Source organism: Tautonia marina, from assembly GCF_009177065.1.
GTDB lineage: Bacteria > Planctomycetota > Planctomycetia > Isosphaerales > Isosphaeraceae > Tautonia > Tautonia marina.
The window spans coordinates 33534-48972 of sequence record NZ_WEZF01000005.1 but is presented as its reverse complement, the minus strand read 5'-3'; the positions used below and the strand labels follow the sequence as shown (position 1 = coordinate 48972).

Here is a 15439-nt window from a genome sequence, read left to right as displayed (position 1 = left end):
TCGCCTCGGGGGGGCGAATCCGGAGCCGGACCTTGTGAACCCTGACGTTGCAATCGAGGAAACGCCATGAGTCGACCACAGACGAGCAGGATCCTTTGGGCAGGGTTGGCCCTGATGCTGGCCTCGGGGGGATTTTCCGGTTCCACCGTCGCCGAAGACCGGGCCCCGAATGTCCTGTTGATTGTGGCCGACGACCTTGGCTATGCCGAACTCGGGTGTTTTGGTCAGAAGCGAATTCAGACGCCGGTGCTCGACCGGCTGGCATTTGAGGGAATGCGTCTGACCTCGTTTTACAGCGGCAGTCCCGTCTGTGCGCCGTCTCGCTGCACCCTGTTGACCGGAAAGCATACGGGGCATTCTTACATCCGCAACAATGGGAACCCGCCCGGACGGGTCCGGGATGACGACCGCGGGCTTTTTCCTGGTCAGAACCCGATTCCCGACAGTGAGGTAACGCTCGCCGAGTTGTTCAAAGGTCGAGGATACGCGACCGGAGCGATCGGCAAGTGGGGGCTTGGTTTCGAAGGTTCGTCCGGCGATCCGAACCGGCAGGGCTTCGACCTGTTCTTCGGCTACCTCTGCCAGGCTCATGCGCACAACCACTACCCTCGGTTTCTCTGGCGGAATGGCGAGCAGGTTCCCCTTCCGGGCAACGATCGCGGCCAGACGGGCGCCATTCACTCGCAGGAGCGATTCACCGAGGAGGCGCTTCGATTCGTCGATGAGCATCAGGATCGCCCGTTCTTTCTCTATCTGCCGGTCACGATTCCTCACGTCTCGATCCAGGCCCCCGAGGAGTGGATTGCTCAGTACCGGGGGACACTTGGCGACGATCCCGAATGGATCAACGAGAACCCACGAGGCTACACCTCTCACCCAACTCCCCACGCGGGATATGCGGCGATGGTGAGCTACCTCGACCATGAGATCGGACGGATTCTCGACCGCATCGACGAACTCGGCCTCACCGACGACACGATCGTCTTCTTCTCGTCAGACAATGGCCCCACTCACGATCGAGTCGGCGGGGCCGATAGCCCCTTCTTCGACTCCACCGGACCGTTCCGAGGATTGAAAGGGCAAGTCTACGAAGGTGGCCTTCGCGTCCCGACCATCGCCCGATGGCCTGGCCGTATTCCAGCAGGAACCACCAGCGAGGTCGCCGGTTACTTCCCCGATGTCATGCCCACGCTGCTCGACCTGGTCGGAGCACCCGACCTGATCCCTGACTCCATTGACGGTCTAAGCCTTGCACCAACCTTGCTCGGCAAACCGGAAGACCAGAAACAGCATGAGGTGCTCTACTGGGAATTCCCCGCCTACGGAGGTCAGCAGGCCCTCCGGCTCGGTGACTGGAAGGGTGTTCGTACCGACCTGATGCGCGGCAAGGATCTGGGCATTGAACTGTATCATCTCGCATCCGACCCCGGTGAACTGCACGATCGCTCTGCGGAACACCCCGAGCTCGTCTCCCGGATCGAACGCTTGATGTTCGAGGCGAGAACACCGTCGTCCCTCTTTCCCTTCCCGATCCTCGACGGCCTTGAGGCGCCTCCCGAGCGTCCCTGACCTGGGATCGAATTGCGGCATCTCGGGAGAATGTCGTGCCGAGGTCGAGCGACGACGATTGCGCCGGTCATCGCACGCAATGACCCGTTATCGGGTGGCCCGATCCCACTTCGGACAGATCGGGTTGTGGTCGCAACGATCACCGATGAACACCTCGGGGTGAACACCAGGGAAGATTCTCTCTTGATTCGGTGGAAGCACCGTCCGAGCCCCGATTGGTTCGGGGTCAATCGAGTGGCTCGCCGGGGCCGGCCCACCAGAGACGAACCGAGCCGTCGTGGCTGGCCGAGGCCAGCGTGCGGCCATCGGGGCTGAACGCAACCGCATTCACCCCTCCCTGGTGGTCGGTGAACGCGAGGTGGGCCTCTCCGGTGGCGACGTCCAGGAGCGCCACCACGCCGTCCTGCCCCGCCGTGGCCAGCAAGCGCCCGTCGGGGCTGAACGTGATGTCGCTGACCTCTTCCGCGTGCAGCAGCGACCGTCGCACCACTTCCCGGCCACTCGTCGCGTCCCAGAGGATCACCGATCCGAGGTTGTCGCCGCCGGCGAGGGTCTGCCCGTCGGGACTGAAGGCGACGCAGGTGACCGCCGAGGATGCCGAGGTGATCGAACCGGCCGCGAACGAACCGATTCGACGGTGTCCTCGAACCTCCCAGAGCTGCACTCGAGCCACGTCGTCGGCCACGGCCAGTACGCGACCGTCGGGCCGGAACGCCAGGCTCCGGACCTTTGCCCCCGCTCCCGAGAGCCGAGCCTTCTCCGCCCCGGTCCTGGCGTCCCACAGAACCACTTCGCCCAAGTCGCCGCCGGCAGCAAGGGGCTTTCCGTCGGGGCTGAAGGCCAGGTCGCGGACCCGGGCATCATGCCCCTGGAACTCCTGAGCGATTCGACCGGTGTTGAGATCCCAGGTGAGCACCCGCCCGAGGAAGTCGGCCGAGGCCAGTCGTCGGGAGCCGGGGGCCATGGCCAGGCAAGAAGACCAGCCGTCGTGCCCCTCCAGCTCCTTCAAAATCGCCCCTGTTTGGCGATCCCAGAGCTTGACGAGTCCGTCGCCGCCGAACGAGGCCAGGAGACGTCCGTCGTCGGAAAAGGCGACGTCCCAGACCTCATCGTCGTGGCCTTTCGGTTGAGGGGGCTCAGAGAGTGGTCGGGGGTGCCAGAGAAGAACCTGCCCGTTCCCCAGCCCCAGGACGAGATCCGGTCTTCCAGGGAGGAATCCGGCGGCGGTGACCGGGCTAGGCAGCCATGTGATCGCCTGAGAGACCGTACCCGTGTCCGAATCGATCAGGGCGGCCTGCCGTGTCTCGTCGGTGGCGAGCAGACGTGTACCGTCACCTGAGACGACGACTCCGTTGACGGGCTCTTCAGACAATGAGACGACGCGGTTCACTGTTCCCGAGTTCACGTCGCGGAATTCCAGATTGCCGGACGCCGTGGTGACGATCGGACCATGACTGCTGGGAGAGACAGCCAGGTATGCCCCCTCGGCCAGTGGCACGCGGTGAAGGGCCTCTGCCCTTGAGAGGTCGAAGATCACCAGGTCGCGTGGTTGTTCTCCGGCCGACTGACCCACAGCAGGCTGCAGAGTGGCGATGCATCGGCCGTCGGGGCGCACGAACAACGCCCGTGCCTCACGGACCAGGACGAGCGAAAGCCGTTGTCCTGGGGCGAGCGTGACCTGCCGGGACTCGATGAGCGGCACCCCCTGCCCCTCGGCTCGCCGACTGACTACCAGGGTCGAACCGTCGGGCGAGAAGGCGCCGGGGATGGAAAGCTCCAGATCCTCGACCTCCACCAGCTCGACCCGGCCGTCGGTGAGGGAGAGCAACGCGATGGCCTCGCGACGTTCCGGTACGGGTTTCGGCTCGACGTCCAGCGGCGGCGAGGCAATCGCTCGCCATTGATCCAGGTCGTCCAGCAGACGGTCATCCACGTTGAGGACCGCGAGGGAACCGTTCGGGGAGATCGGCCCGACGGCCCAGGTGTAGAGGCCGCCGATCTTCGGCGGCGGCAGTTCCCGGATGCGGGGACGGTCTCCGGAACGAAGCTCGACCCGCCACCATTGGACGAGCCCCCTGGTGTTGGCCAGCAGATCGCCTCGGGGCCCAACGGCGACGTGCTCGACCAGACCGGGCAGGACGCCCATCACCGTGCGATCGACACGAAGTTGGCGATCGAGGAAATGCCAGGCAAAGTCACGGAGATCGGCCTCTCCGGAGGCGGGGACAAGTTGCAGGAGCCGTTGCTGAGCCTGTTCAATCCGACCTTGGCGAGCGTCTTCCTGAGCCAGGGCGAGCGTAGCCACATATCGCAACCGCCGCTCCCCTTCCAGGACCCGTTTCGTCTCGGCCTGTGCGTGTTCCAGCCGCATGTTCGACCGAGATAACGCGATTGCCGAACCAAGGCTGAGCACAAGTAGAACCAATCCCAGGCCGATCAGCGCCGCCCCGGCCGGGTGTCGGGTTGTCCATCGAGCGGCTCGATGCACGCGACCCAACGGCCGAGCCTGGGTCGGCTTGACCAGCAGCACGCGCCCGAGGTCGTCGGCCAGGTCGAGCGCCGAAGCGTATCGAGCCTCGGGGCGCTTCTCCAGACAACAAAGACAGACGGCCTCCAAGTCGCGGGGGATCTCCGGGCGTTGCTTCCGGAGGGAGTCCGGGGGCGTGGCGAGAACCGCTTGCATCAGCTTCAATGGGGTCTCGGCCTGATGGGGAGGCCGACCGATGAGCAGTTCGAACAGGATGGCTCCCAGACCATAAAGATCGGCCGGGGGACCGGCGGCGTCGGGCCGGGCCTCGATCAACTCGGGGGCTATGTAAGGGGGCGTCCCCATGGGCCTCGCGGCGGTCGAGGCGCTGGGAGCGGAATCGAGCAGGCGGGCCAGACCGAAATCGGTGAGCCGAAGCACCGGGTCGCCGCTGGGAGCGCGGGGAGGCTCGACCAGGACATTTCCGGGCTTGAGGTCGCAATGCACAAGGCCCCGAGCGTGAATGTGAGCAACGGCCTCGGCCAGCACTCGGGCCAGCCGGGCCGCCAGAAGCGGTTCGAGGGGCCTGGGCTGCTCGCGGAGCCATCGCCCCAGATTCGGTCCCTCGCAGTAGGCGCTGGCAATGTAGCAGATGGGGCCGATCTGACCGGCTTCGAAGACGGGCACCAGATGGGGATGGTCCAGCCGGGCAGCGATGCGGGCCTCGCGCAGGAAACGGCGGCGGGTGTCGGAGGTGACCAGGGCGTCGGCACGGGGGAGCTTCAGGGCGACGGTTCGGTCCATTTCCGGGTCGTAGGCGCGATAGACAACGCCGAACCCGCCGCGGCCCAGTTCTCGCTCGATGACAAATCGGCCCAGGGGAGGGAATCCGCCCGAGTCGCCCGTGGAACGCCCTCCTATCCAGGAACCTTCAACCGCGGTCTCTGGAAACGACACCGGGGGCTGCTGGGCTTGATCCAGCAGGTGGAGCAGATCAGCAAGCTGCTCCAGTTCGAGATCGCCCGTCGCTGGCCAGTCGTCGGGGAGGGTCTCGCCGTGGAGGAAAATCTCATGCAAATCGGCTTCGGCCAGCCAATCTGGAAGCGGTGCGTCGTGGTGTTGATCGCCCTCAGTCGGCTGGTCCTCGGAGTGATCGTCCGTCACGACAATTTGCCCTTCTGCGACATGGAGCGGTGTGGATTCTCGGTCGTCTGCGCCGCAGTCTCTCAGATCGCCGAGAGGAGGTCTGGCGTCGAGAAGGGGCTCCGGATCCCGTTCACTGGGAGCAACTCTGCGTTGCAACTCCCCCGATACCGTGCCCTCGGCGAGCAGGATCGGTTCACGATGATGGGCCTTCTGGTCCGTTTCGAGGGCTTCCGGTACGAGGGGGCGGGCTTCGATGGAAAGGGAGGACATCAATGTCGCAACCACACCGGAGTTCGCGAAACCTTGGAGGGAGCTGGTGCCTGGCCCCGCCTCGCTGATGCCGCTTGCAATCTTGACCTCGCCTGGTGACCCGGCTTGAGTAATGCAATCATAATACAGCCTGATTGTGTCTGGGTTCAACCGTGACCTGACAGGCTCTCTGAATTTGTTGATGGCTTGAGAGTTTTCAAGATTTCCCTTGAATATCTCAGACGAGGCGTCTGAGGGGATCGTCGCCCCTCGGTCTGGTGAGCTTCCGTAAACGTGCCTCTGTTCGAGAGCATCCTCAAAGGGATCACAACGTTGAGGAGGCACGTTCCCGCAAAGACAAATGAAAGAATTTCGAAAATAATGATAAAATCATCAATTTATAATTAAATTGGAGGCCGAATGTCTTTGGGGGAGTTGTCATGGCCATCGTTGCTTTGCATCCTCGAGACGAACCACTCTTCGTTGTGACATTGCTCCAGCGGATCCCCTCCGGTGCCTGAGGCAATGAATTCCTTAATACTACAGTTGTAGTTGAAGTCTCGGTCCCGTAGTGTGTTACGCACACGGAGGCCGAGCCATGTCTGCACCACCGACTGCCGCGGATGTCCTCGAATGGGCCGATGAACTCGAGCGCGTGGGCCAGCGACTGGGGCGGCACTTCGCCCGCGCCGAGCCGCGACGACCGGCGATCCCTCCCCGGGCATCGCCGACGGGTTCGACGGCCGGATCGGCGCCTACACCCTCCTCGAGCCGGCCGGCGAGGGGGGCATGGGCACGGTCTACCGGGCCGAGCAGTCCGAGCCGGTCCGTCGGCAGGTCGCCCTGAAGCTCATCAAGCCAGGGATGGACTCGAAGCAGGTTATCGCCCGCTTCGAGGCCGAGCGGCAGGCTCTGGCCCTGATGGACCACCCCGGCATCGCCCGCGTGCTCGACGCGGGGACCACCGAGGGTGGCCGGCCCTACTTCGCCATGGAATTGGTCCAGGGCGAGCCGATCGACGCCTACTGCGACTCACGTCACCTGCCGATCAAGGATCGGCTCGAGCTGTTCGTCGCCGTCTGCAAGGCCGTGCAGCATGCCCACCAGAAGGGGATCATCCACCGGGACCTCAAGCCGAGCAACATCCTCGTCACCGACTATGACGGCCGGGCAGAGCCCAAGGTGATCGACTTCGGTATCGCCAAGGCGGTCGGCCCGGCGCTGACGGAGTCGACGCTGGCCACGCAGGTCGGGCAGGTCGTCGGCACGCTCGAGTTCATGAGCCCCGAACAGGCCCGGCTCGACGAGCTCGACATCGACACGCGCAGCGACATCTACTCCCTGGGCGTGGTCCTCTACGAGCTGCTCGTCGGCGAGATGCCGTTTGACCGTCAGCGGTTCCGCTCGGCTTCCTTCCACGAGCGGCTCCGCATCATCCGGGAGGACGAGCCTCCCCGCCCCAGCACCCGGCTCCGCGCCATCGCGTCGCTCCCCGCCGCGGCCGCCGACCGTTCGATCGAGCCGAGCCGCCTCGGCCCGCTGCTGCTCGGTGAGCTGGACTGGATTGCGATGAAGGCGCTTGAGAAGGACCGCTCCCGCCGCTACGAGACGGCCAACGGCCTCGCCGCCGACATCGAGCGCTACCTGAACGACGAGCCCATCGCCGCCCGTCCTCACACACCCGGCTACCGCTTCCGCATCTTCGCCCGCCGCAACCGCCCCGCCCTCGCCGCGACCGCTACGGTCCTCTTCTCGCTGATCGTCGGCCTCGTCGGCACCGCCTGGCAGGCCGTTCGCGCCACCCGGGCCGAGCACGATGCCCGGGCGGCCGAGCAACTCGCCCAATCCCGGTTTGAGGATGAGCAGCGTGCCCGCCTCCGCGCCCAGCGGGCCGAGGCCACCGCCGAGCGGGAAGCCGAACGCGCCCGGAACGAGGCGGCGATTGCCCAGGCCGTCAACGACTTCATCAATGAGGATCTTCTCGCTCTGGCTGATCCCAATCTCGAACCCGATCGGGACATCAAGTTACGCACAGTGCTCGATCGCGCAGCGGAACAGGTGTGGACACGCTTTGAGGGTCAACCCCTCGTGGAAGCTGCTCTGCATCACACCCTCAGCAACACGTACCTCGGCCTCGCCGAGAAGGACAAGGCTGAGCGGCATTGCCTTCGCGCCCTCGAACTCCACAAACGCGAGCGGGTCGCGGGCGGATGCGGGCCGGGGGTCGAGGGGATCGACCTCTCCCCGTCGATCACGTCAGCCCCATCGAGTGGGACCACGTGCTCCTCTACGGCCAATACGCCATCGACCGAAGCCTGATCCGGAGCGCTTCGCGTGCATATTTCCCGTTCCGAGGCGTGAGCCCGAACGCCGATGTGTTTCCCATCACCGGGAGCTCCAATCGGGGCGACCCACATCGCAAGAACCTGACAACCTGAAGGTCAAGAGGTCGCCAGCTCATCAGGCGGAAGCTGGGAGTCGGCAAAGTCGACTTCGGGCATGCGGTGACTCCTTCCCTTCTGAAGGTTGCATCTCGGCCGCATCGTTGGCCAACAGGAGTGTCCGTGTTACAACAAGGGCATCGCCCGGGAGACGGGGATCCGTGAACGGACGCGGTGTCCAGGAACCGGGTGGAACCGTCCCTCACCGATGCTGCGGGTCACGATCCGATTCACAAACCTGACCGAGGGCTCAGATGACCCACAATTACGCCAGTCCGCTCCGCGTTCACGAGGCCCTGGAACGAAACAGAGGAAAGCTGATGCCTGGCAGAAATTTCATGATCGCAGCGCTCTTGCTCGTGGCAATGACTGCGGCGCCGGCGAAGGCTCAGGGAGTTGTTTACGAGGGGGCGAGCGGCGCGGGCGCGGGCAAGCACATCGTGCTGCTTGCGGGCGATCACGAGTATCGGTCCGAGGAGACGCTGCCGGCGCTGGCGCGAATTCTCGCGAAGCATCATGGCTTCAAATGTACCGTGCTGTTCGATGTCGACGAGGAATCGGGCGAGATCGTCCCCGGCAACTCGAACATGCCGGGGCTGGAGGCGCTGGACACGGCGGATCTGGCTGTCGTGTTCCTCCGGTTCCAGGACTTTCCCCGCGAGCAGATGCGGCACTTCGATGATTATCTCAATCGAGGCGGGCCGGTGGTCGGGCTGCGCACGGCGACTCATGCGTTCAGGATGGAGGCGACCGACCCGTTCGGCAAGTACTCCTTCGACTATAAAGGCGAAGACTACGAACTCGGCTTTGGGCATCAGGTACTGGGCCAGACCTGGGTCGGACATTACGGCGGCAATCATCGGCAGAGCACTCGCATCACGATCATCGACGGCAAGCAGACTCATCCGATTTTGCGCGGCGTGGAAGACGTGTGGGTGCAGGCCGGGGGTTACGTCGGCAAGCCGACGGATGGTGAGATCCTCACCATGGCGCAGCCGCTTCACGGCATGACGCCCGACTCTCCGGCCGATACAACCAAGCCGCCGATGCCTTCCGAGTGGACGCGATCGTACAAGAGCAAGTCAGGGAAAGCGGGAAGAGTCTTCACGTCGCTCTACGGCGCGTCGGAAGATCTGCTGAATGACGGCTATCGTCGGATGCTGATCAACGGATGTTTCTGGGCGCTGGGGCTGGAACATGAGATCAAGCCCGATGCGAACGTCGCCCTTGTCGGGCCGTTCGAGCCGAACAGCTTCGGCAACGGCAGCCACGCGCGCGGGATCAAGCCGGAAGCCTACGAAGGATTCGAGAGCCCGATTCCGGCGAACCACAAGACACAGATGCCCAACGCGGCCGCACCAAAGATAGGCAATCGCAAGGAGGATGGAACGACAAAGCTGAACGGATCGGCCGCTGCGACACTGGCCACAGGCAAGCCCGCACGCTTTGTACGCATCGAACTGCCGGGCGACAATCGCATCCTCACGCTCGCTGAAGTGGAAGTGATCAACGCCGGCAAGAATGTCGGTACGGGAGGCAAGGCGACGCAGTCGAGTACGGGAGCCGGCGGCTTGGCGTCGAGGGCGATCGACGGCAACAAGGATCCCGACTACCGCAAGCAAGGACAGACCCACACCTCGAATGACGGCGAGAAGGACCCGTGGTGGGAGCTTGATCTCGGTCGATCGGTCGAGATTGATCGGATCGGCGTCTGGAACCGCAGCGGGTTCGAGAACCGGCTGGACGGCTTCACGATCACGCTGCTGGACGCGGAGCGCGACGAGGTCTTCCGCGCGGCGGGCATCGCGGCCCCGCAAGCGATGGAGATTGACATCCGTGATAGCGGCAAGCTGACTTATCTCACTTACGATGGGAAACCGGGGATGCCCGTCGCCGGCGGACCGAGCTTGGCACAGCGTGGCGCCACGGACGGGAGGCAGCCGGCCCAATCGCCGCCCGACACCGCGCTGGCCGAAGTGCCCGCCGATTATCGCGATACGCTGCCGTTTGCGTTCCAGCAAGGGGATGTCGTCGCGATTCTCGGCAACGGTCTGGCGGATCGGATGCAGCACGACGGCTGGCTGGAGACCCTGTTGCAATCGCAACTCGTCGGCCGGCACGTCCGCTTCCGCAACATGAGCACCAGCGGCGATCGCCCGAACAACTACCCGCGCAGCGCCGGGCAGATGTCGATGACCGCGTATCTTCAGCATGTGAAGCCGACCGTCGTGTTCGCGTTCTTCGGCTACAACGAGTCGTTCGACGCCAAACCGGAAGACTACAGGGAGCAGTTGCTCGAATTCGTCAAGAGGACACGCGGCGCGAAGCCGAACGGCGCGGACGTTCCGCGGATCGTACTCTTCAGCCCGATCGCGTTCGAGGATACGGGCAATCCCAACTTGCCCGACGGCCGAGTCCACAACGTGCGACTCGCCGCTTACACGAGAGCTACGGAAGCCGCGGCGTCGGAGGCGGGGGTTGCATTCGTGGATCTGTTCCATCCGTCGCTGGAGTTGTACGAGAACTCGACGGATCCGCTCACGATCAACGGCGTGCATCTTTCCGAGGAGGGCAACCGGCAGCTCGCCGAGGTGATCGCCGGGGAGTTGCTCGGCAGGCCGGTCAGCAGTTCGAACTCGCCGGATGCGTTGCGTCAGGCCGTGCTCGACAAGAGTATGCACTGGTGGAACCGCTACCATGCTTCCGACGGGAACGACATCTGGGGCGGCCGCTCGACGCTGGCATTCGTCGACGGCCAGACGAACGCCCAGGTGCTCCAGCCCGAGCTCGTGATGCTCGATGTGATGACGGCCAACCGCGATGAGGTCGTGTGGGCTCGGGCCGCCGGCGACGACAAGCAGGTCGACGACAGCAACGTGCCCAGGCCGGTTCCTGTCGTCTCGAACGTCGGCGGCGGCAGCGAGAGTTCCAGCGCCGTGAAGGAAGGTTCGCTGAAGTACATCAGCGGCGAAGAGGGGCTCGAGCACATGGCGGTGGCCGAGGGATTCGAGGTGAACCTGTTCGCCGACGAAGCCCGCTTCCCGCAGCTCGTCAATCCTGTGCAGCTGCAGTTCGATACGCGAGGCCGGCTCTGGGCCGCCGTGTGGCCGACCTATCCGAAGTGGGAGCCGCTCAAAGAGATGAATGATGCGCTGATTATCCTTCACGACGACGACGGCGACAACGTGGCGGATCGCGTGACGGAGTTCGCGAAGGTGCAAAATCCGCTCGGCTTCGAGTTCTGGAACGGCGGCGTGCTCGTCACGTGCCAGTCGGAGTTGCTGTTCCTGCGAGACACCGACGGGGACGACGTGGCAGACGTGCGCACCCACGTGCTGCAGGGGCTCGACTCTTCCGACACGCATCACGGCGCGAACAATCTCATCTACGGACCCGACGGCGGCATCTACTGGCAGAGCGGCGTCTTCATGGTCCATAACCACGAGCACCCCTGGGGGCCGTCACTGCAGTCTTCGGCGTCGGCCATGTATCGCTTCGACCCGCGGCGGTACACGATTTCGATGCACGCCACGAACTCGCCGAACCCGCACGGCATCTCGTTCGACTCCTGGGGTTATCACTACGCCACCGACGGCACCGGCGGCCGGGCGTACCAGGTGCGGCCCGAGGGCAACGGCTTCCAGATGCACGAGCTGCTGAAGCAAGAAGTCCGACCCGTCACCGCCAACGAAGTCGTCAGCAGCGCACATTTCCCCGAGTCGATGCAGGGAGACTTCTTGATCTGCAACGTGATCGGTTTCCTGGGCATCAAGCATTATGACCTTGAGCGCAACCCGGAAACCGGGACCGTGTGGGGCGAGCCCGCGGGAGACGAACTGACGGTCACGGTCATCAATGCCGACGGCTCGAAGACCGAGGACAAGTCGCGTGGCCTGCTGATGAGCGGCGACAAGAACTTCCGGCCGTCGGACGCCATCTTCGCCCCTGATGGTTCGCTGTACATCAGCGACTGGCACAACGTCATCATCGGCCACATGCAGCATAACGTGCGCGATCCCAATCGCGATCACGCACACGGCCGAATCTACCGCATGACCGCCGTCGGCCGGCCGCTCCAGGAACCCGTCCCGATCGACGGCCAGCCGATCGCCGCGCTGCTTGACAATCTGAAGTCACCCGTCGATGGCATCCGCCACCGCACACGGATCGAGCTGAGCGAGCGCGATTCCCGGGAAGTCATCGCCGCGACGAAGGAATGGATCAAGCAGTTCGATCCGAGGAAGAGAGACGACGCGCACCACTTGCTCGAGGCACTCTGGCTGCACCAGCAGCACAACGTGCGGGATTTCGAACTGCTGGAGATGGTCTTGGATTCGCCCGAGCCGCACGCCCGGATCGCCGCGAAGACCGTGCAGCATTTCTGGCTGAACGTCGAGAAGACCCTGCGCGGCGGCATCATTGCTGAGGCGACGCTCGCTTCGTCGCAGGAGTCCGGCATCCTCAGCGAGACGCCCGAACTGACAACGATCCGCATCGCCACCGTTCCCGAGAAGATGATGTACGACGTGCGGGAATTGACCCTGAAGCCGGGCACGAAGGTGTCGCTCACCTTCGCCAACTACGACTTCATGCCGCACAACATCATGCTCCTGAATCCGGGCAAGGCCGACGAGGTCGGACTCGCAGCGATCAATCTCGGCGCTCGGGGCTTCGATCTCGGCTTCGTGCCCGACAGTCCGGAAATCCTCTGGCATAGTAAGCTGATCGACTACGGCCAGGAGGAGGTCATCGAGTTCACAGCGCCGACTGAGGAAGGGGCTTATCCCTATATCTGCTCCTTCCCCGGCCACCATCGCCTGATGCGCGGCATGCTCTACGTCACCGACAACCTCCAGGAGTTTCTCGCCAAGAATCCCCAGCAGGAGCTCAAGGTCACCGAATGGAAACACAGTGACTTCGTCGAAGACCTGAAGCGCGTCGCGCAACACCGGAGCTTCGACACCGGCAAGCAACTGTTCTCCACGCTCGGCTGCATCCAGTGCCACAGAATGGGCAAGGATGACGCGACCGGTTCGCCGAGTCTCGCGGGCGGCTTGAACCACTCCGTCGGTCCCGATATCGATGCCACGGTGGAGAAGTACAAGCATGATGCGAGCGCGTTGCTGCGGGAGATTCTGGAATCCTCACGCAATATCGACGAAGAGTACCGCCAGGTGATCGTCGCACTCGAAGACGGGACGACGCAGATCGGCGTCATTGCCTCGGAGGACGAGTCCACGCTGACGATGCTCTACGGAAGCCCACCCCAAGAACTGCAAATCGCCAAGCAATCCATCGATGACCGCGTCACGTCACCTGTGTCCATCATGCCCAGCGGACTGCTGAACACGCTGGACAAGGAAGAAGTCCTCGACCTGCTGGCCTATCTGCTCGCCGGCGGCAACCCTGACGATGCGGCGTTCCAACATCACCATTGATTGTGATGGCCGGCGGAAGAGCGGTTTTCTCGCTCGGCGCCCGGGGCTTCGATCTCCTGAATCCGGGCAATGCCGACGAGGTCGGACTTGCGGCGATCAATCTCGGCTTCGTGCACTCCTCGTGATCGGCCCTCGAAACACGAGGAGTGACTTCGACGTAAGCGGTCCGTATCTCGCCACCCCTTTCCGGAACCCCTCTCCCTCTTGATCACTGCCAGCAGGGGCCAGCACGAAGGGGCCGCGGTGCTCCGAGTGGGCGGCTGTGTCCTTCGGCTCGGTCGACGAACGGGGCTGGCGGCTCTGGCTGCTGGTCCGGCGGAACCGGGAGAGACGCGACGAGCGGGCCTATCACCTGTGCCGTGGCTCGTAGCCCGGCCGAGACGCCGTGGACGGAGCTGGTCCGGGTCGCCGGGACACGATGGGCGGTATAGCGCTCTCTCTCCGTCCTCAAGAGCGGTTGCCAAGTGGAACGGCTCCCGTTGGAGGATGCGTCTCGCCTTCAACGCGTCCTGGCCACCTCCGCCGTGGTCGCCTGGCGGTTGTTCTGGCTGACATGCCGGGCTAGACACGATCCCGAGGCCGTCTGACACGCGGTCTTCCCCGAAGCGTCGTGGCAGATCTTGCACCGAGCCGTCGAGCGATCCGAGCCGCCGGAAAGGGCTCCCGGATTGAGAGTAGCCGTTCGGAATTGGCCCGGCTGGGAGGCTTCCTGGGTCGCACCCGCGACGGTGAGCCCGGCGTGACGACACTCTGGCGCGGCCTCCACCGACGGGACGCGCTGACCCTCGGTTGGAATCTCGCCGAGCGAGTGTCCCGGGCCTGGCAGTGGTCAAGCAATCCGGGCCCACCTGATACCGGATTTCACGGATCGCTGACCTTATCATAGGGGTGGTCCATCACGGAGGGCTGTCCCATGGCTCGCCCCAGGTTGCCCTCTCGCCCCACCTCTCGCACGAGGAGATCGCCCGTCGCTACCGTGCCTGCCGCGACGGCGTCGAGAAGACCCACTGGCAGGCCCTCTGGCTGCTGACCCGCCCCGACGAGCCGCCCACGCCCGCCGAGGTCGCCGTGGCGATCGGCCTGAGCGACGGCTGGGTCCGCGCCCTGATCCGCCGCTGGAACGCCGAGGGCCCCGACGGCCTGGCCGACCGCCTCAAAGCCGTGAACGGCGGCCAGTCCGCCCTGACCACCGAGAAGCCGCTTGAGCTCTGGGCGGCCTTGTAGGGCTCGCCCCCCGACGGCGGCCTGTGGACCGGCCCGAAGGTCGTCGCCTACGTCCGCGACCGCTGGGGCGTGGCCGCCTCCGAGCCCAGCAACTGGCCCTGGCTGCGCGGCCTGGGCTTCTCGCGGCCGCGGCACCCGGAGGCCGCCACGCCTGCCGCCCGGCGGGCGTGGAAAAGATCGCCTGCGCCGCCGGCTCGCTGAGCTGCGGGCCCGCCACTCCGACCGGCGGGTCGAGCTGTGGGCCGAGGACGAGGCCCGGCTGGGGCTCAAGCCCGTCGCCCGCCGCGTCTTGGCGATCCGGGGACGCCGGCTCGTCGCCTTGGGGCGTGCCCGGTATCATGGCTTCGTCCAGCCGGCCAGCGGCCGCAACCTGCAGCTGCTGCTGCCGCGGGCCGACACCGACTGGATGGGCGCGGCCCTGGCCGAGTTCGCCCGGTGGGCCGACCCGGAGGGCCGCAGGTTGCTGGTCGTGCTGGTCGACAACACCGGCTGGCCCGTCGCCCGGCGGCTGGTCGTTCCGCCGAACGGGGTGCTGCACCGGCTGCCCCCCTGCACGCCGGAGTTGCAGCGGGTCGAGCCGACCTGGCCGCTGCTGCGCGAGGCGGTCGCCAACCAGGGCTTCGACGACCTCGATCAGCTGGAGCGGACGCTGGTCGAGCGGTGCCGGTGGCTGATCGGCCACCCCGAGGTCGTCCGAGGGTGGCCGGCTTCCGCTGAGCCGTCGCCCTCAATGGTAAGTCATCTGCGAAATTCGGTATGAGAGAGCAGGTGAACCCTGCCGCCGGTTCCCCTTCGGTTCCCCCTGCCGCTGGTTCCGGTCTTAATCACTGGTGCAGTGATAAGGGCAGTGAATACGCCGCCTGCGTCGTCTTCAGTTCCCCCTGCCGCCGGTTCCGGTTCCCCTT

The 15439-nt window shown here is 64.8% G+C and carries 8 protein-coding genes and 1 pseudogene; 8 read left to right on the top strand and 1 reads right to left on the bottom strand.

The features are described 5' to 3' along the window. Window positions 1-66: 66 nt before the first annotated feature. Window positions 67-1569 (top strand): arylsulfatase, encoded by a 1503-nt coding sequence (locus tag GA615_RS07585; protein ID WP_201750134.1) that lies wholly within the window; start codon window positions 67-69, stop codon window positions 1567-1569. 226 nt (window positions 1570-1795) lie between these two features. On the opposite strand, the gene GA615_RS07580 is transcribed toward GA615_RS07585, so the two are convergent. Continuing rightward, window positions 1796-5200 (bottom strand): WD40 repeat domain-containing serine/threonine protein kinase, encoded by a 3405-nt coding sequence (locus GA615_RS07580; RefSeq protein ID WP_161602219.1) that lies wholly within the window; start codon window positions 5198-5200, stop codon window positions 1796-1798. A 1020-nt stretch (window positions 5201-6220) separates the two neighbouring features. Between GA615_RS07580 and GA615_RS07575 the strand changes: the two genes are divergently transcribed. From GA615_RS07575 to GA615_RS07555, 7 genes and pseudogenes are all read left to right on the top strand, one after another. After that, window positions 6221-7750: a serine/threonine-protein kinase gene (locus GA615_RS07575; protein ID WP_152050679.1), complete on the top strand. Its 1530-nt coding sequence runs from the start codon at window positions 6221-6223 to the stop codon at window positions 7748-7750. 376 nt (window positions 7751-8126) lie between these two features. Continuing rightward, window positions 8127-9584 (top strand): annotated as a pseudogene (locus GA615_RS28825) (ThuA domain-containing protein); the annotation flags it as partial. 264 nt (window positions 9585-9848) lie between these two features. Further along, window positions 9849-13310 carry a PVC-type heme-binding CxxCH protein gene (locus GA615_RS07570; RefSeq protein WP_449343056.1) on the top strand — a complete coding sequence of 1154 codons (3462 nt, stop codon included), beginning with the start codon at window positions 9849-9851 and terminating at the stop codon, window positions 13308-13310. Window positions 13311-13920: 610 nt separating this feature from the next. Further along, the gene (locus GA615_RS28675) at window positions 13921-14196 is read left to right on the top strand and encodes an IS4 family transposase (RefSeq protein ID WP_390622222.1); all 276 of its coding nucleotides are present in this window, start codon (window positions 13921-13923) and stop codon (window positions 14194-14196) included. 2 nt (window positions 14197-14198) lie between these two features. Next, window positions 14199-14534 carry a helix-turn-helix domain-containing protein gene (locus GA615_RS07565; RefSeq protein WP_152050678.1) on the top strand — a complete coding sequence of 112 codons (336 nt, stop codon included), beginning with the start codon at window positions 14199-14201 and terminating at the stop codon, window positions 14532-14534. Between the two features lie 21 nt (window positions 14535-14555). Next, window positions 14556-14735: a helix-turn-helix domain-containing protein gene (locus GA615_RS28670; protein WP_152050908.1), complete on the top strand. Its 180-nt coding sequence runs from the start codon at window positions 14556-14558 to the stop codon at window positions 14733-14735. Window positions 14736-14853: 118 nt separating this feature from the next. Next, on the top strand, window positions 14854-15294 hold the full coding sequence (locus tag GA615_RS07555; protein WP_161602218.1) for a hypothetical protein: 441 nt from the start codon (window positions 14854-14856) through the stop codon (window positions 15292-15294). The last annotated feature ends 145 nt before the right edge of the window (window positions 15295-15439 follow it).

Bases quoted from the DNA above. Each gene is read 5' to 3' on its own strand.
- GA615_RS07585 (WP_201750134.1), top strand. From the start codon at position 67: ATGAGTCGACCACAGACGAGCAGGATCCTTTGGGCAGGGTTGGCCCTG.
- GA615_RS07575 (WP_152050679.1), top strand. From the start codon at position 6,221: ATGGGCACGGTCTACCGGGCCGAGCAGTCCGAGCCGGTCCGTCGGCAG.